The organism is Dyella sp. NPDC103356 (assembly GCF_055584465.1).
In genome coordinates, this window is sequence record NZ_JBVJLZ010000001.1 from 227,214 (window position 1) to 243,802 (window position 16,589).

The 16,589-nt window shown below is 63.4% G+C and carries 18 protein-coding genes; 5 read left to right on the forward strand and 13 right to left on the reverse strand.

Going from position 1 to position 16,589, the window contains the following annotated elements:
- Positions 1-66: 66 nt before the first annotated feature.
- From ACZ6WW_RS00925 to ACZ6WW_RS00945, 5 genes are all read right to left on the reverse strand, one after another.
- On the reverse strand, positions 67-1,167 hold the full coding sequence (locus ACZ6WW_RS00925) for an acetylornithine deacetylase (RefSeq protein WP_465272583.1): 1,101 nt from the start codon (positions 1,165-1,167) through the stop codon (positions 67-69).
- Positions 1,168-1,186: 19 nt separating this feature from the next.
- A complete protein-coding gene (locus ACZ6WW_RS00930; protein WP_465272584.1) occupies positions 1,187-2,401 on the reverse strand; it encodes an argininosuccinate synthase in 1,215 nt (404 codons plus the stop codon).
- A 39-nt stretch (positions 2,402-2,440) separates the two neighbouring features.
- Positions 2,441-2,920 (reverse strand): OsmC family protein, encoded by a 480-nt coding sequence (locus ACZ6WW_RS00935; RefSeq protein ID WP_281852506.1) that lies wholly within the window; start codon positions 2,918-2,920, stop codon positions 2,441-2,443.
- A 30-nt stretch (positions 2,921-2,950) separates the two neighbouring features.
- Positions 2,951-3,958: an N-acetylornithine carbamoyltransferase gene (locus tag ACZ6WW_RS00940; RefSeq protein WP_465272585.1), complete on the reverse strand. Its 1,008-nt coding sequence runs from the start codon at positions 3,956-3,958 to the stop codon at positions 2,951-2,953.
- Positions 3,959-4,271: 313 nt separating this feature from the next.
- Entirely contained in the window at positions 4,272-4,859 is a 588-nt protein-coding gene (locus ACZ6WW_RS00945) for a glycine zipper 2TM domain-containing protein (protein ID WP_281852504.1), read from the reverse strand.
- 169 nt (positions 4,860-5,028) lie between these two features.
- Here ACZ6WW_RS00945 and cysS point away from each other — a divergent pair, with 169 nt between their 5' ends.
- Both cysS and ACZ6WW_RS00955 read left to right on the forward strand, forming a co-directional pair.
- Positions 5,029-6,408, forward strand: coding sequence for a cysteine--tRNA ligase (gene cysS / locus ACZ6WW_RS00950; RefSeq protein WP_465272586.1), 1,380 nt, complete (start codon positions 5,029-5,031; stop codon positions 6,406-6,408).
- Positions 6,409-6,508: 100 nt separating this feature from the next.
- The gene (locus ACZ6WW_RS00955; RefSeq protein WP_465272587.1) at positions 6,509-6,937 is read left to right on the forward strand and encodes a SufE family protein; all 429 of its coding nucleotides are present in this window, start codon (positions 6,509-6,511) and stop codon (positions 6,935-6,937) included.
- A 55-nt stretch (positions 6,938-6,992) separates the two neighbouring features.
- Here the strand turns inward: ACZ6WW_RS00955 and dksA are convergent, their stop codons facing one another.
- A complete protein-coding gene (gene dksA / locus ACZ6WW_RS00960; RefSeq protein ID WP_465272588.1) occupies positions 6,993-8,102 on the reverse strand; it encodes an RNA polymerase-binding protein DksA in 1,110 nt (369 codons plus the stop codon).
- A gap of 124 nt (positions 8,103-8,226) precedes the next feature.
- Here dksA and yidD point away from each other — a divergent pair, with 124 nt between their 5' ends.
- From yidD to ACZ6WW_RS00975, 3 genes are read left to right on the forward strand one after another with little or no spacing between them, the layout of a single operon-like run.
- Positions 8,227-8,487 (forward strand): membrane protein insertion efficiency factor YidD, encoded by a 261-nt coding sequence (yidD, locus tag ACZ6WW_RS00965; protein ID WP_281852500.1) that lies wholly within the window; start codon positions 8,227-8,229, stop codon positions 8,485-8,487.
- Complete coding sequence (locus ACZ6WW_RS00970) at positions 8,477-9,814, forward strand: dihydroorotase (protein ID WP_465272589.1); 1,338 nt, start codon at positions 8,477-8,479, stop codon at positions 9,812-9,814. Before yidD ends, ACZ6WW_RS00970 begins: the two co-directional genes overlap by 11 nt.
- Before the next feature lie 32 nt (positions 9,815-9,846).
- Entirely contained in the window at positions 9,847-10,617 is a 771-nt protein-coding gene (locus ACZ6WW_RS00975; protein WP_465272996.1) for a M23 family metallopeptidase, read from the forward strand.
- A 114-nt stretch (positions 10,618-10,731) separates the two neighbouring features.
- Here ACZ6WW_RS00975 and folE2 read toward each other — a convergent pair whose 3' ends face one another.
- The 7 genes from folE2 to efp form a co-directional block, all read right to left on the reverse strand.
- Positions 10,732-11,691, reverse strand: coding sequence for a GTP cyclohydrolase FolE2 (folE2, locus tag ACZ6WW_RS00980; RefSeq protein WP_281852497.1), 960 nt, complete (start codon positions 11,689-11,691; stop codon positions 10,732-10,734).
- Positions 11,692-11,793: 102 nt separating this feature from the next.
- The gene (locus tag ACZ6WW_RS00985) at positions 11,794-12,657 is read right to left on the reverse strand and encodes a squalene/phytoene synthase family protein (RefSeq protein ID WP_465272590.1); all 864 of its coding nucleotides are present in this window, start codon (positions 12,655-12,657) and stop codon (positions 11,794-11,796) included.
- On the reverse strand, positions 12,654-13,334 hold the full coding sequence (gph, locus tag ACZ6WW_RS00990) for a phosphoglycolate phosphatase (RefSeq protein WP_465272591.1): 681 nt from the start codon (positions 13,332-13,334) through the stop codon (positions 12,654-12,656). Before gph ends, ACZ6WW_RS00985 begins: the two co-directional genes overlap by 4 nt.
- On the reverse strand, positions 13,331-14,035 hold the full coding sequence (gene ubiG / locus ACZ6WW_RS00995; RefSeq protein ID WP_281852494.1) for a bifunctional 2-polyprenyl-6-hydroxyphenol methylase/3-demethylubiquinol 3-O-methyltransferase UbiG: 705 nt from the start codon (positions 14,033-14,035) through the stop codon (positions 13,331-13,333). Before ubiG ends, gph begins: the two co-directional genes overlap by 4 nt.
- A gap of 71 nt (positions 14,036-14,106) precedes the next feature.
- On the reverse strand, positions 14,107-14,361 hold the full coding sequence (locus ACZ6WW_RS01000) for a YciI family protein (RefSeq protein ID WP_281852493.1): 255 nt from the start codon (positions 14,359-14,361) through the stop codon (positions 14,107-14,109).
- Positions 14,362-14,374: 13 nt separating this feature from the next.
- Positions 14,375-15,706, reverse strand: a complete 1,332-nt coding sequence (locus tag ACZ6WW_RS01005; RefSeq protein WP_465272592.1) for a TRZ/ATZ family hydrolase — start codon at positions 15,704-15,706, stop codon at positions 14,375-14,377.
- A 270-nt stretch (positions 15,707-15,976) separates the two neighbouring features.
- Entirely contained in the window at positions 15,977-16,555 is a 579-nt protein-coding gene (efp, locus tag ACZ6WW_RS01010) for an elongation factor P (protein ID WP_465272593.1), read from the reverse strand.
- Positions 16,556-16,589 lie beyond the last annotated feature (34 nt).

Sequence of the window (16,589 nt, forward strand, 5' to 3'; positions counted from 1 at the left end):
GAAGCGGCTCCGGTGTTCAAGGCTTCGCTGAATTTTTCCAGCCGGGAAGGTTCGTACCCGGCGGTTTCAAGATTGTCCACGGTCGATCATCCCGTAAATGGTCTGCGCGTAATGCTGCAATTGGTCGAGGGCCACCCATTCGTCGGCCGAATGCGCCTGGGCAATGTCGCCGGGGCCATAGACGAACGAGGTGTAGCCGGCCGCCGAGAACAGGGCCGCTTCGGTCCAGAAATCCACCGCGTTGCCGACCGGAATGCCCAGCTCGTCGGCCAGGTCCCGTGCAGCCAGGCGACGCGTTTCGGCGGTGGCGGTATCGCCGGCCGGCAACGAATCGCCACGGAAGGTTTCGCCGTATTCGATCGGATGCGGCTCGACCAGGGTACGAAAGGTTTCCAGCATGCGGTGGGCATCCATCGACGGCAGCGGACGGAAACCGAAGCGCACGTCGCCGGTCGGCGCGATCACGTTGGCCTTGATGCCGCCTTCGACCTTGCCGATATTGAAACGCAGGCCGGTCAGGCCGCCGAAGCGCTCATGCGACTGCGCCGCGACGAAATCCAGCGCGGCCGCGCCCCAGCGAATCACCTGATGCAAGGCGCTGTCGGAGGCTTTCTGCTCGCCCGAGGCGTGCCCGGCCTTGCCCTTGAAGCGCATCTGCACCGAATGAATGCCGCGATGCGCCAGCACCGCCTCGCCCTTGGTCGGCTCGGCCACGATGATCGCGTCGTACTTCGGCTTGGTCTTCAGGAAACCGTCGATGCAGCGCGCATCGTTGGCTTCCTCGTCGGTGGAAAGCAGCAGAGCCATATCGCCGGACGTGGCATTGGCCACCGCCACCAGTGCGGCGGCGGCGCCCTTGATGTCGCAGGCGCCCAGGCCGATCGCACGATCGGCCGTGACCGTGAGCTCATGCGGGTTCTGCGTCCAGTGCGGCGAATCCGGGACCGTATCCAGATGCACGTTGAACAAGTACTTCGGGGTGCCACGCACTGCATAGAGGTTGACTGCACCGGCACCGAAATCGGTCACCGTCACGTCGAATCCCGGCAGGTTGTCGCGCAGGTAGTCGAAGATTCCGCCCGTACCGATCTCGCGCGGCGGGTTGCGCGTGTCGTAGCTGACCAGCGCGGCGAGATGCTTGAGGGTGGCGTCCAACAGGGCATTCATAAAATACGGGCTCCTTTGCTTATCGTCGGTTGTTGTTGTCGTCGTTGCGATTGACTTCTGCCCACAGCGTGCTGCTCATGCCGAACAGCTTGATGAAGCCCTCCGCCTCGGCCACGCCCCAGTCCGCGGATTGCGCGTAGGTGGCGCCCTTGGCATTCAAGATATGCGGCGAGCGAATCTCCACTGCGGTCACCTGCGCGCCGCTGGTTTCCAGCACTACTTCGCCGTTGACGCAACGCTGGCTGGAGGCGAGAAAGGCCTCGAGATCGGTCTTGATCGGATCGTGATAGAAACCTTCGTAGACCACCTCGACCCACTTGCGCGCCACCTCCGGCTTGAAGCGGTTCTGCTGCTTGGTGAGCACAGCTTCTTCCAGGGCACGGTGCGCGGTGAGCAGCGAAATCAGACCCGGTGCTTCGTACACGATGCGGCCCTTCAGACCGATCGTGGTATCACCGGTGTACATGCCGCGACCGACGCCGTAAGCGGCGAACAGTTGGTTGAGCTTGGCCAGCAACGTCGCACCCGGCAGCTTTTCGCCGTTGAGCGATACTGCCTCGCCCTGCTCGAAACCGATCGTCACGCTGAGCTTTTCCGCCGGCCATTCGCTGCGCGGCTTGCACCAGCCGCGTGCGCCCTCGCCCGGCGTCTTCCAATGGTCGATCTCGCCACCGGAAAGCGTCACGCCGAGCAGGTTCTCATTGATGGTGTAGCTCTTCTGCTTGGCACGCACTTCAAAGCCACGCTCTTCCAGATACGCCTGCTCGTAGGCGCGCGTCTGCGTGTGCTCTTTTTGGATTTCACGAATCGGCGCGACGATTTCGTAATCGCCCAGCGCCTTGACCGCGAGGTCAAAGCGCACCTGGTCGTTGCCCATGCCGGTGCAACCGTGCGCGATGGCACGCGTGCCCAGTTCGGCGGCACGCTTGATCGCCGCGTCGACGATCAGGTAGCGGTCCGATACCAGCAGCGGATACTGGCCCTGATAGCCCTCGCCTGCGTGCACGAACGGCTTGACGAAGCCTTCCCAGATCGCCGGACCGCCATCGACCGTCTGATGGCTGGCGACACCGAGCTCTTTCGCACGCTGTTCGATGAATGCACGCTCTTCGGCATCGACACCACCGGTATCGGCGAACACGGTGTGCACGGCCCAGCCGCGCTCTTGCAGGTACGGCACGCAGAAACTGGTGTCGAGACCACCGGAGAAAGCGAGAACGATATCTTTGCTCATGTCTTCAAGGTCCTGGGGAAAGCGATTCAACGGGTTCGATCAAACGGATTCAGTCAGGATGCGCGGCTCGCAGCGCACCGGAAAATTCATGGAGTTGGCGATGTAGCAAACATGGTGTGCATCGTCGTGCAGCGATTCGGCCTTGCCCGCGTCGCTTTGCGCGGTGACCGTCACCGTCGGCCGCAGCACCACCTCGGTGAAGCGCCCGCCATGCTGCGCATCGATGCTCAACACCCCTTCGGCATGATCCTGGTAATCGGTGACAACCACGCCCGCGTCGGCAGCCAGGTGCAAATACCAGAGCATGTGGCAAGTCGACAGCGAGGCCACCAGCATGTCTTCCGGATTGTGTTTGGCGCCGTCGCCGCGAAAGGCGGCATCGGACGAGCCGGCGATCACCGGTTTGCCTGCAACGCGTACCTCATGATCGCGGCCATAGCCTGTGTACGTCCGGGTGCCGTCGCCACGGTTTCCAGTCCATACCACCTCTACCGCATAACGATGGGCATGGTTGCTCATGCTTTGGTCTCCTCGCGAACTCGCATCAGATCAGCGCCCGGCCAGCAGCGAGGTCATCACCGCCTTCTGCACATGCAGGCGGTTCTCGGCTTCGTCGATGGCGATGCAGGCGGGCGAATCCATCACCGCATCGGTCGCCTTGACGTTACGGCGCAGCGGCAGGCAATGGCTGAAGAGGCCGTTGTTGGTCAGTGCCATCTTGGCCTCGTCGACGATGAAGTGCTTGTGCGCGTCGCGGATCGGCTTTTCCTGCTCCCAGCGGCCGAAAAACGGAAGTGCCCCCCAACTCTTCGCGTACACGACATCGGCGCCGCTATAGGCTTCCTCGATGTCGTGACTGACGCGAAGAGAACCGCCATTGTCCTTGGCGTTCTGCATGCCGGCCTGCATGTAGCGCTCGTCGAGCACGTAGTCGGGCGTGGGGCACAGCAAGGTCACGTCCATGCCCATCTTGGTGGCGATCAGCAAGGCTGAGTTGGCTACCGCCGTGTTGAGCGGCTTGGGGTGATAGGTCCAGGTCAGGACATACTTGCGATTCTGCAGGTTGCCCAGGTGCTCCTTCATCGCCAGCGCATGCGCCAGCTCCTGGCAAGGGTGGGTGATCGTTTCCATATTGATCACCGGCACGGTCGCGTACTGGGCGAAGGCCTTGATCACCCGGTCCTCGCGATCGACTGCCCAGTCCTGGAATTTCGGGAAGGCACGTACCGCGATCAGATCGACGTAGCGCGACAGCACGCGCGCCACCTCGGCGATGTGCTCTTCGGTATCGCCGTCCATGACCGTACCGACGTCGAATTCGATCGGCCACGCGTCCTTGCCGGGCGCCAGCACGATGGCGTGCGCGCCAAGATGGAATGCGCCCAGTTCAAAGCTGGTCCGCGTGCGCATCGACGGGTTGAAGAACAACAAGGCGACGGACTTGCCGCCCATCTGCTGGCCGCGCGGCGAACGCTTGAAGGCGGCCGCCTGCTCCAGCAGCGTGTCGATCTCGGCGCGGCTGTAGTCCTGCGTAGTAAGAAAGTGGCGAACGGTCATGACGGCTCCAAATCCCAAATCCAGAAAACAAAAAACCCGGCTCACAGGCCGGGTTTTGTCGTCGATTCACGTTAAACGCGTGCGACAGCCTACCCGGCCGAATGTCGGACCAGCGGTCGGCGAGCACGCGACGTCATCCCAGCGGCCATGCGGGCGCTAGTCAGAACGTTGGCGGTATAGACGGCTGTGGACATGTGGGTTCCAGGTTGAACGCTCATCATGACGGGAATTTCGCTGCCGTGCAACATCCTCATGTCACTGGCAGCAAAACGCCGCCCGGAGGCGGCGTTCTGGCTGGCTTTCGGCGGGCCGCTCAGTCGGCCGGGGCCACGCTGACCCTGACGCGCAGGCGCTCGCCCGGATCGTAGTTCAGACGGGACATGTAGACCTCGCCGCGATAGCGGTATTCCACGTCGTAGCCCATGATCCGGCGCTGCTCGCTGACCGAACTGACCTGACGGCAGGTGGTCTGGGTGCTCTGGTATTCGCCACCCGGGGTGCGCGAAACGCTGTTGCCCACGGCGCCACCGGCCACCGCACCGACCACGGTCGCGGCCTTGCGGCCATCGCCCTTGCCGATGGTGTTGCCGAGCACGCCGCCGACCACCGCACCGAGGATCGTGCCAGCGGCGCTGCCGTGGCTGGGTTCCTGCTGCACGACGGTCTGGTCGTAGCACTCCTGGCGCGGCACTTCGGTACGGGCGACACCGTAGACCGGGTCCACTCGCAGCACGTCGGCCCAACCGAAGTGCGCACTGCCACCGTCAGCACCCGGGCCTGGACCTGCACCCGGAGGGGGCGGCGGCGGGGCATCGTTCGGATAGCGCGAGTTCTGCGCATAGGCGCCGCCGGCCACAGTAGTCAGGGCCAGGAACAACGCGGGGAGAAACATTTTGGCCATGACGACCTCCATAGATTCGGGGCTTCAAAGACGCTTCTTTGCTTTTTTCAATTTCAACAAGTTCACACTGAATACACGCTTAGATTGGCAGCCCCCGCCGCGGCTCCGCTCACATGTTGTTAAGATGGCCGGCCGATTTATTCCCGCGCACCGGAAGCCCGGACCGACCATGCCGATCTCGCTCTACAACAGCCTTACCCGCCAGACCGACGTCTTCACTCCGCTCGATCCGAACCGGGTGACCATGTATGTCTGCGGCCCCACCGTCTACAACTACGTGCACATCGGCAATGCGCGCGGGCCGGTGGTATTCGACGTGCTGGCACGGCTGCTGCGGCGTCACTTTCCCGGGGTGATCTACGCGCGGAACATCACCGACGTGGAAGACAAGATCAACGCCGCCGCCCAGGCGGAAGGCGTGCCGATCTCGACCATCACCGACCGTTACGCCCAGGCCTATCGCGAGGATATGGCCGGGCTGGGCATCGCTCCGCCCGATCTCGAACCGCATGCCACCGCGCATATCGACGAGATCATCAGGATGAACGAGAAGCTGATCGCCACCGGCCACGCTTATGCGGCCGAGGGGCATGTGCTGTTCCGGGTCGAGTCGTTTGCCGACTATGGCAAGTTGTCGGGCCGCGATACGGAAGAGCTGATCGCCGGTGCCCGCGTGGAAATCGCCCCCTACAAGCAGAACCCCGGTGACTTCGTGCTGTGGAAGCCCTCCACGCCCGACCTGCCCGGCTGGGACAGCCCCTGGGGCCGGGGGCGTCCGGGCTGGCATATCGAGTGCTCGGCGATGTGCGCGGCGCAACTGGGCCAGACCATCGACATCCATGCCGGCGGCGTGGACCTGCTGTTTCCGCATCACGAAAACGAAATCGCCCAGTCCACCTGCGCCAACGACGGCAAGACCTTCGCGCGCTGGTGGCTGCACAACGGCATGCTGACCTTCGACGGGCGCAAGATGTCCAAGTCGCTGGGCAATGTGCTGCTGGTGCATGAGCTGCTGAAGCAGCATCCCGCCGAGGCCTTGCGCCTGTTGTTGCTGCGCGGCCATTACCGCCAGCCGCTGGATTGGTCCGATGCCGCGGTGGCGCAGTCGATCAGCACGCTCGATGGCTGGTATCGCGTGTTGCGCGACCTGGCCGAGGTACCTGTCGAAGGCGAGCTGCCGGTTCCCGCCGGCGTAGAAGCGGCGCTGTGCGACGACCTCAATACGCCGCAGGCGCTAGCGGAGTTGTCGCAGCTGGCCGATGCCGCACGTCAGGCCGGCTCCGATGCCGAAAAGCGCGAAGCCAAGGCAGCGCTGCTTGGCGGCGGTGCCCTGCTCGGGCTACTGCAGCAGGATCCGGAAATGTGGTTCAAGGGCGCTTCGAACGACATCGATGCCGCGGCTATCGACGCTTTGCTGGTCGAACGTCAGGAAGCGCGCGCGGCGCGTAACTTCAAGCGCGCCGATGAGATTCGCAACGAGCTGGCGGCGAAGGGCATCATGATCGAGGACGGTGCTGGTGGGGCGCGTTGGCATGTTGTAAAGCAGTAGAGCCAAGAGCCCCCCTCACCCCAACCCTCTCCCCTGGCTTTGCTGGGGAGAGGGCTAGGGTGAGGGGGCGCTCTTGGCCTTATCGCGCGATAATGCCGGGATGACTACCGCCATATCCCCCACCGCCGAACAGGCACAACAAGACATCGCCGAGGAATTCGCCTTTTTCGGCGACTGGTCCGAGCGTTACCAATACCTGATCGACCTGGGCAAGCAGCTCCCCGCCTTCCCCGACGAATACAAGACCGAGGACTACCGCGTAGTCGGCTGCCAGTCGATGGTATGGATGGTCCCCAGTGGGGACGCGCAGAAACTGCACTTCATCGCCAGCAGCGATTCGGCCATCGTCTCGGGCCTGATCGCGCTGGTGCTCAGGGTCTACTCGGATCGCTCGGCCAGGGAAATCGTCGAGACCGAACCGCGCTTCATCGAAGCCATCGGCCTGGCCAAGCACCTCTCGCCCACCCGCTCGAACGGGCTCGCGGCGATGTTGGCCAAGATCAAGGCCTATGCGGGAGCCTTGGTCTGAAAAACAAAGCCCCGCCGACTGGCAGGGCCTCGTTTGTCAGACAGACAACTAACGATCAGTCGCCCATCTGCTTCTGCAGATGCTCGCGGCGCTCTTGCGCGTCGAGCGACAAGGTAGCGATCGGGCGCGCTTCAAGGCGCTCGACGCCGATTTCCTCATCGGTCTCTTCGCAATAACCGTAGCGGCCTTCCTCGATTCGGCGCAGGGCCTTGTCGATCTTGGAAATCAGCTTGCGGTAGCGGTCGCGGGTACGCAGTTCCAGGGAGTTTTCCGTTTCACGCGTCGCGCGCTCGGCTTCATCGCCGACGTCACGGACTTCGTCACGGAGGTTTTCCATGGTCTGTCGGGATTCTTCCACCAGCTGATCACGCCATTCGCGCAGCTTGTTGCGGAAGAAAGCCAGTTGCTTGGGGCTCATGTACTCCTCGTCGTTAGACGGGCGATATCCCTTGGGCAGGTCAATGTTGGTGGTGGACGGGAGCGCGTAGCGGCCGTCTTCTTTGGTGATGCCGTTATCGAGTATTGCGGAGCTATTCATCGAGGACTGCGAGGTCTTCTGTTTTGTGTGGGAAGTGTGGCGTGCGGTGGCCGAGGCCACGCGCGGCGATGCCACGGCGACTGCGCTCGCTACCTTGCCCGGAGGGAGGGCAGCGGGCTTGGGCGCCGGGGCACTGGCAGCGACGGGCGCTGCCGGCTTGGCCGGAGCCTTGGTTTGGTGCACTGCAACTGGCGTCGGCTTGGTGGCCGGTGCCGGCTTGGCAGCTGCCTTGACCGGGGCCGGCGCCGCTTTGGCGACCGGCTTGGCTGCAGGCTTGGGTGCGGCGGCTTTCACCGGTGCCTTGGCCGGCGGCGCCTTCTTGGCGGCGACGGGGGCGGCAGCGGGCTTCTTGGCCGGGGCCTTGGGAGCGGGTTTCTTGGCTACGGTCTTGGCGGCTTTGGTCACGGGAACGGCTTTCTTGACGGGCGCTTTCTTCGCTGCAGCCTGCTTGGCTGGCGCGGCTTTTTTGGTTGCTTTGACAGGCGCTTTGGTTGCTGCAGCGCTCTTAGCCGCCCCCACGCCCTTGCTGGCGGCGACCTTGGTCTTGCTGACTGTCTCTTTCGCCTTGGGCACGGCCTTCCCTTTGTGTGCCTTAGCGGGTGTCGCACTACGCGTCGTTTTCGCCATTTCCCTTCACCATTTTTGGCCTTGGCGGCCGGGTGTTATAGCCCATGTATCTAACACCGGCAACCATGCTTCTGGAATACTGCGCAAATAGGCGCCGAAAACCGTCGCCGCAATGTGAAACGTCGTGACTCGACTGATACTTCTATTTCTCTCTTTCTACAAGCGCTGGTTGAGCCCCCTGCTCGGTCAACGCTGCCGCTTCTACCCCAGCTGCTCCGATTATGCACGGGTTGCTGTGACGCGCTTCGGTCCGTGGCGTGGCAGCCTGCTTGCGATCTGGCGCATCCTGCGCTGCCAGCCCCTTTGCGAAGGCGGCCCCGACCCCGTCCCTGACCGTTTTACCTTCCGCCGCTGCGGAAATACTGGAGAACCGCATGTCCACTGACTGGTTGATCAAGAATGCCGAGCTGGTTAACGAAGGCCGCCGCTTCCACGCCGATCTGCGTGTCAGGCAAGGCAGGATCGAGACCATTGCCGGCACCCTGGACTCCCGTCCGGGCGAACAGGTGATCGATGCCAGCGGGCTGTGGCTGCTACCGGGCATGATCGACGACCAGGTACATTTTCGTGAGCCTGGCCTGACGCAAAAGGCGGATATCGCCCACGAATCGCGTGCCTGCGCCGCCGGCGGCATCACCAGCTTCATGGAAATGCCCAATACCAGGCCGCCGGCACTCGACCGCGACACGCTGGAAGCCAAGTTCGCCCGCGGCGCGGAGACCTCGGCGGTCAACTACGCCTTCTATATGGGCGCCAGCAACGACAACCTCGAAGCAATCCGCTCGATCGACCCCAAGGCCACGCCCGGCGTGAAGGTGTTCATGGGCGCCTCCACCGGCAACATGCTGGTGGACGACCCGCATGTGCTCGACGGCATCTTCCGCGAAGCGCCGACGCCGATCATCACGCACTGCGAAGACACGCCGATGATCGACGCCCTGCACGCCAAGGCGCGCGAAAAATACGGCGACAACATCCCGGCCCGCGAGCATCCGCTGATCCGTTCGCGCGAAGCCTGCATCAAGTCCACGCGGCTGGCGATCTCGCTGGCACAGAAGCACAACAGTCGCCTGCACGTGCTGCATATTTCCACCGCCGATGAGCTTGCCCTGTTCCAGCCGGGCCCCATCGAAGGCAAGCGGATCACGGCCGAGACCTGCGTGCATTTCCTGCATTTTTCCGATGAGGACTACGAGCGCCTCGGGTTTCTGATCAAGTGCAATCCGGCGATCAAGACGGCTGCCGACCGCGAAGCGATCATCAAGGCGCTGGCCGAAAGCCGCCTGGATGTGCTCGCCACCGACCATGCACCGCATCTGCTGGAAGAAAAAGCCCAGCTGTATGACAAGGCGCCATCCGGCCTGCCGCTGGTGCAGTTCGCACTTCAGGCCGCTCTGCAGCGCGTGTTCGAGGGCAAGCTCACGCTCGAGCGCGTGGTGGAGGCAGTCACGCATTCGCCGGCCAAGCTGTTCAACGTGCACGGTCGCGGCTTCCTGCGCGAAGGCTATGCCGCCGATCTGGTGTTGGTCGATCCGAAAAAGAAACATACGGTTCGCCGTGATGAAGTGCTGTCCAAGTGCGGCTGGTCGCCGTTCGAGGGCTACACCTTCGACAGCTCCATTGCCGCCACCTTCGTCAACGGTGAACGCGTATGGGACGGTTCGCGCGTCAATGACAGCGTGCGCGGCCAGCGACTGGCTTACGATCGATGAGATTTGGCGTTATCGGATGGGCCGCCACGCTGATGCTGGCGGCCACGCAGGTCATGGCCCAAAGCATTCCCGCTACCTTATCGCAGGGAGGCTTGGTGATCGCCAAGGTGACGCCGGGCAGCAAGGTCACGGTCGACGGCAAGCCGGTCCGTGTCGGTGAAGACGGCACGGTCGTCTTTGGCGCGGGGCGCGACGAAAAGGGCCCGTTGATGGTGAGCATCAATGGGCGCGCCAGTCAGGCGATCCGCGTGTTGCCGCGCGACTGGCCGATCGAGCGTGTCAATGGCGTCCCGCCCAAGACGGTCAACCCGCCGCAGGATATCGCCGAGCGCATCAAGCGCGAACAGGCCGAAGTGACGGTCGCGCGCGACCGTGACGACGATCGTGAGGACTTTACCCACGGCTTTATCTGGCCCGTGCAGGGCCGTATCAGTGGCCGCTTCGGCAATCAGCGCATCTACAACGGTGACCCGAAAGCCCCGCATTCGGGCATGGATATCGCCGTACCGCAGGGCACGCCGGTGAAGGCGCCGGCATCAGGCATCGTCACCTTCGCCAAGCCCGATCTCTATCTCACCGGCGGCACGATCCTGATCGATCACGGTTTCGGATTGAGCTCGAATTTCCTGCATCTGTCGCGACTGGACGTTCGCGTCGGCGAGCGTGTGGCGCAAGGTCAGGTGATCGGCGCGGCAGGCATGACCGGCCGCGCGACCGGGCCGCATGTGCATTGGGGATTCAATTGGTTCGGTGTGCGACTGGATCCGTTGTTATTGCCTGGGATCGAGCAAGGAAAGCCGTAAAGCCGCTCGCTTTGCTCGCTGAAAAGGGTAAAGAGTAAAGAGGAAAAGCAGCGACGCCTGATGAGCTCTTCCTCTTTACTCTTTAACCCTTCTCAGGTGGCGCAGCCACCGGCTTTACTTAGAAACAGCAGCTCCACTGCCATACCCGCCAGCAACACCCTTGCTCGCATACGCCACCGCATCATGCGGGTGCAGGCTCTCCTGGTGTTCGACGCGGACGTGGAAATCGGCTAGGCGATCATCGGCATCCAGCGCCTTTTGAATGCGACGCGACGCGTCTTCGCAGAACATCAGGTTGCTGCCGTTGGCCAGTGCGAACGCCTGCTCGTCTTCGCGCTTGACCGCGGTCTGCACCGGCGTGCCCAGCGCATGCTCGACGCGATCGATCAGCTGGATCAGATTGAAATCGTTGCCTTCACTGGGACGTACACGAATACGTGCGACGCTACGCTGCGCATGCGGCGTGGCGACGATGCCGCGTTCGCTGCCCAGCCACGACAGCACGGCGGCATGATCGACCGGCTGGCCCGCATCGAAGTCCTTGGCAAACTGGTCCTGGATCAACTGGCGCGACAGCGCCGCCGATGCAGGACAGGTCGAGGAATAAACGATCTCGGTACCGAACTCGATCATCAGCTCGTCGCCGGTCAGGCTTGCTTCGACGCAGACCGGATACGCACGCCAACCGCTGTTGCTGCTGCGTAGCGCCGGGCGCCGCACGAGATGCTCGAAGCGGATGCTCAGGCAGGCCCGGTCGGAAAGATCCTTGTGGGAGTCGAGGAAGCCGCGCAGCAGCTGATGCAGCATGCCGACGCCAAGCGTCTGGCTGCTCAATGCTTCCTCCACCTGCAGGTAGAGGCGCGACATATGAATGCCGCGCTTGTCGGGACGGTGCAGGTTGACGAAGGCACCGACGCGCGCGCTGGCACGCTGCACGTCGCCATCGCCGGCGTCGAAGCGCACTGGCACCTCGATGCCATCCATACCCACCCAGTCCAGCGCACCGGCCAGATGAGGTTGCGCGTGCACGGCGACATCGGGGAGCAAGCGAGCGGTGTTTTCGGGGCTGTACATGGGGAATCCTAAAAGTCCTGCGGGCACTGATGGCCTAAGCCGACAATCTTGGGGCAGAAGCCGCAGCCCACAATAGGCGCGGTGGGGAAACGCTGCGTCCGCTCAGTCGCCGATCTGGCGATGCCAGGCCCTCGCGGCGAGCCAGGCGCGCCAGGCCACACCCGGGCCGCGCTGCTGCTGGCGCTGCCGCAAGACGGCGAGCGGATCGGGGGCCTTGGCCGCACGCTGGACCGAAGCACGATTTTGCTCCGACTCCAGGCGACGAAATACGCTGATCGGGCCGGCGAGCTTGTTCGCATCAGCCCAGGCACGCTTCAAATCATGCAATTGAGCACGAATCGCCGCTTCGCGCTCCTCACTGGCCTGCCGCAGCTGAGTGCGACTGAGACCGAAGCGAGCGAGGCGGGCCATGGGCAAGGGGAGACGATCGCGCTCGGCATCCTCTTCGAGGCGCAGCAGGCCGTGCAGCAGATGCGACAAGGTCGCGAGCTGCGCGGCTCGCTCGGCCGATGCGTCCTGGCCGAACCACCAGGCGTTCTCCAGTTGCGCCCAGGCGCCATGCAGCTGCGATGCTGCGGCAACTTGCGACGGGAAATCGGCCGCCGTGCCCTCTTCCAGCTGGGCCATGGCAGCAAGTACGGGTGCCAGCCAGCGCCCGCCCGGCAAGGCATGCGCGCGCTCGTCGTCGAACAGCACCTGGGTCAGCGGATGCCGGCCACCGCTTGATGCAGCACCAGACAGCTCTTCCGCCCACCAGTTGAGCTTGGCCGCGGCGACCTGCGGCTCGCGTATGCCATAGGCCGCGCCGAGTAGTTCCTGTTCCAGCGCAGCCAATGCGATATGGCCGGGATAACGGTGCGGATCGACGAACGCCAGCGCAATACGCTGCTGCGGCTGCACCGACAGCCACTTGTCGATATAGCTGTCCAGCGCGGTATTTTCGCCGGGTACGGCCGCCGTGTTCATGCGATCGCCTGACGCCGTTCAACCCAGGCGGACAGCTCCGCCGGATGCGCAATCACCGCATCGGCGCCCCATTGCTGCGGGTTGCCGCCGTCGAGATAACCCCATTCCACCGCGACCGAATACAGACCCGCTGCGTTGCCGGCCAGAACGTCGCGACGATCGTCGCCCACGAAAAGGCAGCGCGCCGGATCCAGGCCAGCACGTTCGCAGGCGAGCAGAACCGGCGCGGGATCGGGCTTTTTTACCGGCAACGTATCGCCGGAAACGACGGCACAGACGCGAGGCATCCAGCCGATACGCTCAAGCAGGAGATCGGTGAGAAATCCGGGCTTGTTGGTCACCACACCCCAGGCGATGCCGCGCGCTTCGAGCGTAGCGAGCATGGCGTCGACACCGTCGAAGGGGCGCGTGTGCTCGGCCAACATGCCCTCGTACAAATCAAGATAACGCTGCACGCGCGCCTGGATGCCAGCCTCGTCGAGCTCTGGAAAACCGCGCTGCAGGATCGCACGGGTACCGCGCGACACCACTTCGCGCACCGGCTCATAGGGCGGCACCGGCGCGTTTTCCTCTTCGCACTGGCGCACCAGCGCCGCGTAAAGATCGGGCGCGCTGTCCAGCAGAGTGCCGTCGAGATCAAACAGCACGCCTTGAATGGATGTGGGTAAGGATTTCATGCGGGTTTGCGCGCGCTCAGCAGATAGTTGACTGCGGTGAATCGGCTGAGCCACGCCTTGCGGTTGACCGGGTTGTAGCCAAGCCCAGAGACGTCTTCGAGCTCCAGCCCCGCATGGCGCAGCAAACGCCCCAGCTCGGACGGCTTGAGAAACTGCGCGTAGTGATGCGTGCCACGTGGCAGCATGCGCATGATGTATTCCGCGCCAAGAATGGCCGCGCCGAACGATGCCGGTGTGCGATTGAGCGTGGACATGAAGACATGACCGCCCGGCTTGACCATCGCCGCCAGGTCGGCCACCAGCGCGGCCGGATCGGGCACGTGCTCGATCAGCTCCATGCAGCACACCGCGTCGAACGATTCGGGCTCGGCCGCCGCCAGTTCGGCGGATGGCTGCACGCGATAGTCCACCTTGAGGTCGGACTCGTGCAGATGCAATTTGGCGATCTGGATGACCTTCTCGCCCATGTCGATGCCCGTCACGCGCGCACCCTGACGGGCCAGCGCCTCGCTGAGCAGGCCGCCGCCGCAACCCACATCGGCAACACGGGCGTCGCGCAAATCCATGCGCGCGGCGACATAGCCCAGGCGCACCGGGTTCAGGTCGTGCAGCGGTCGCGACTCGCCATCCGGATCCCACCAGCGCGAGGCCAGCTTGTCGAAACGGGCGATTTCTTCCGGACTTACGTTCGCAGCTTGCATGGGGACATCCTCAAATCATCGCAGTGCGGCAGTGTAAGTACCGCAGTGTACTTGGACCGGTTCAAACGAAATTAACGGGCATCCCATTCGTGCACGGTCACGTCCCAACCACCGCTGGTATGGACCGGGTCCTGATGCACGATGATCCGCGCCGCTTCCAGGCTTTCCGCCCGGATCACATAGGCGCCACCGCTCTTGTCGGTGAACGGGCCGGTCAGCTCCAGCGTGCCGCCATTGCGCAGGCCCTGCAGGAACTCCTGATGGGCAACGGCCGCCGCCGGATCGAACTGGGGCCGACGCATGGCGATAACGAGATAACGGTTCACGGTGCCTCCTTACTCAAGTCGCCGCGATGCGCTCGCGCCAGGCGCGTGTCTTGGCCAGGATGCCCTCGACGTCGACATCCACCAGCTCGCGCTGACGCAGCTTGCGCTGGCCGGCGATCCACACATCGCTTACCTGGTGACGGCCGGTGGCATAGATCAGCTGCGAGGCCACGTGATACATCGGCTGCGTTTCCAGGTCCGACAGGCGTACCGCGGTCAGATCGGCCTGCTTGCCGGGCTCGATCGAACCGATCTGCGCATCCAGGCCCATCGCCTTGGCGGCATTGAGTGTGGCCGCACGTAACGTATACGCCGCGTCGAAGGCGGATGCATCCTCGGCGACGGCTTTGGCCAGCATCGCGGCGGTACGCATCTCGCCGAACATGTCCAGGTCGTTGTTCGACGCGCAGCCGTCGGTGCCGATGGCCACATTGACGCCGGCCAGGCGCAGCTTCTCGACCGGGCAGAACCCGGAAGCCAGCTTGAGATTCGATTCGGGGCAATGCACGACCGACACGCCCGCTTCGGCGCAGGCGGCGATCTCACCGTCGGTGATCTGGGTAAAGTGCACCGCGATCAGGCGATCGTTGACGATGCCCAGTTTCTGCAGCCGCTGGAACGGGCGCAGGCCGGTCTTTTTCTTTTCGTCTTCGACTTCGTGCGCGGTTTCGTGCGTATGCAGATGGACAGGGATATCGAGCTGATCCGACAGCACGCGGATACGCTCGAAGCTGGCATCGGACACGGTGTACGGCGCGTGCGGCGCGAACGCGGTCGAGATCAGCGCATCGCCGCGGAAGCTGTCGTGCACTTCGACGGCCCGCTCGAAGTAGTCGTCCTGGCTCTTGGCCCAGGCGGTCGGGAATTCGATGATCGGCAGGCCGACCGTCGCGCGAAAGCCCATGCGCCGATAGGTGGCGCCGATGGCATCGGGAAAGAAATAGTTTTCGTTGGCGCAGGTGGTCCCGCCGCGCAACATTTCGGCCACCGCCAGCTCCACGCCATCGCGCACGAATTCCGGCCCGATCACCTTGGCCTCGGCCGGCCAGATGTGCTGCTGCAACCACACCATCAGCGGCAGATCGTCGGCCAGGCCGCGCAGCAGCGTCATCGGGTTGTGCGTATGGGTGTTGATCAGGCCGGGAATCAGCACGTGCTCGCCCAGTTCGCTGCGTTCGCGCGGCGCGTAGGCGGTGCGTGCCTGGGCCGTGGGCAGCAAGGCGACGATGCGATCCTTGTCCACGACCACCGTGTGGTCTTCCAGCACGACACCGTGCGGCTCGACCGGCACGACCCAGCGCGCTTCGATGCATAGATCAACGGTTTGTGGATTTTGATGGGTCATGAGTCTGGCGGCCTTATTTACAAGTCGGGGCGGAGCACCTTGCGGTGACCGCCCCGTTTTAGCGTTTGAGTCTTACGGAAATACGCTCATCTATCACCCTTCCCTACTCGTCATCCCGGCGTACGCCGGGATCCAGTGACTTTCGGCGCGTGAAACGAGCGGGAGAGCAAATAACATAAAGTGTGCTTCGCACCAGTTCTTTACTGGATCCCCGCCTGCGCGGGGATGACGTACTGACAAAGGCGCGGGCTTTGCCCGCGCGTCAGTACGTCACTTTACACGGCTGACGTATTCGCCCGAACGCGTATCGACCTTGATCACTTCGTCCTGATTGACGAACAACGGCACGCGCACGACGGCGCCGGTTTCGAGCTTGGCCGGCTTGCCGCCGCCGCCCGAGGTATCGCCACGGACGCCCGGATCGGTCTCGATGATCTTCAGTTCGACGAAGTTCGGCGCCTGCACGGCGATGATGAGCGTGGCGCCGTCCGGCTTGGTCCAGGAGGTGACGACGCACTCCTCGGTGCCCATCAGCCACTGGGCGGCATCACCTAGACCCGCTTCATGCGCACGGTGCTCGTTGAACTCCTGGTCGGAGAACACCCACTGGTCGCCATCCTTATAGGAGAAGGTCATATCGGCATCGACCACTTCGGCACCATCGACCTTGTCGCTGGACTTCATGGTCTTTTCGGTGGTGCGGCCATTGACCAGGTTGCGGATCTTGATGCGGGTGAAGGCCTGCCCCTTGCCCGGCTTGACGAACTCAGCGTCGGTGATGACATAAGGCTCGTTGTCCATGAGGATCTTCAAGCCAGTTTTTACGCCATTAAGGTCGTAGCTCGCCATTGCGCAGAACTCCAAAAGGATAGTGACACCCCAC

What these genes read in the sequence shown, in the direction of transcription:
- dksA (WP_465272588.1), bottom strand. Translation starts at nt 8,102, where the DNA reads ATGGCGAAAACGACGCGTAGTGCGACACCCGCTAAGGCACACAAAGGG.
- ACZ6WW_RS00935 (WP_281852506.1), bottom strand. Translation starts at nt 2,920, where the DNA reads ATGAGCAACCATGCCCATCGTTATGCGGTAGAGGTGGTATGGACTGGA.
- ACZ6WW_RS00970 (WP_465272589.1), top strand. Translation starts at nt 8,477, where the DNA reads ATGTCCACTGACTGGTTGATCAAGAATGCCGAGCTGGTTAACGAAGGC.
- ACZ6WW_RS00945 (WP_281852504.1), bottom strand. Translation starts at nt 4,859, where the DNA reads ATGGCCAAAATGTTTCTCCCCGCGTTGTTCCTGGCCCTGACTACTGTG.
- folE2 (WP_281852497.1), bottom strand. Translation starts at nt 11,691, where the DNA reads ATGTACAGCCCCGAAAACACCGCTCGCTTGCTCCCCGATGTCGCCGTG.
- ACZ6WW_RS00940 (WP_465272585.1), bottom strand. Translation starts at nt 3,958, where the DNA reads ATGACCGTTCGCCACTTTCTTACTACGCAGGACTACAGCCGCGCCGAG.
- ACZ6WW_RS00955 (WP_465272587.1), top strand. Translation starts at nt 6,509, where the DNA reads ATGACTACCGCCATATCCCCCACCGCCGAACAGGCACAACAAGACATC.
- gph (WP_465272591.1), bottom strand. Translation starts at nt 13,334, where the DNA reads ATGAAATCCTTACCCACATCCATTCAAGGCGTGCTGTTTGATCTCGAC.
- ACZ6WW_RS00975 (WP_465272996.1), top strand. Translation starts at nt 9,847, where the DNA reads ATGCTGGCGGCCACGCAGGTCATGGCCCAAAGCATTCCCGCTACCTTA.
- ACZ6WW_RS00985 (WP_465272590.1), bottom strand. Translation starts at nt 12,657, where the DNA reads ATGAACACGGCGGCCGTACCCGGCGAAAATACCGCGCTGGACAGCTAT.
- efp (WP_465272593.1), bottom strand. Translation starts at nt 16,555, where the DNA reads ATGGCGAGCTACGACCTTAATGGCGTAAAAACTGGCTTGAAGATCCTC.
- ACZ6WW_RS00930 (WP_465272584.1), bottom strand. Translation starts at nt 2,401, where the DNA reads ATGAGCAAAGATATCGTTCTCGCTTTCTCCGGTGGTCTCGACACCAGT.
- ubiG (WP_281852494.1), bottom strand. Translation starts at nt 14,035, where the DNA reads ATGCAAGCTGCGAACGTAAGTCCGGAAGAAATCGCCCGTTTCGACAAG.
- ACZ6WW_RS00925 (WP_465272583.1), bottom strand. Translation starts at nt 1,167, where the DNA reads ATGAATGCCCTGTTGGACGCCACCCTCAAGCATCTCGCCGCGCTGGTC.
- cysS (WP_465272586.1), top strand. Translation starts at nt 5,029, where the DNA reads ATGCCGATCTCGCTCTACAACAGCCTTACCCGCCAGACCGACGTCTTC.
- ACZ6WW_RS01005 (WP_465272592.1), bottom strand. Translation starts at nt 15,706, where the DNA reads ATGACCCATCAAAATCCACAAACCGTTGATCTATGCATCGAAGCGCGC.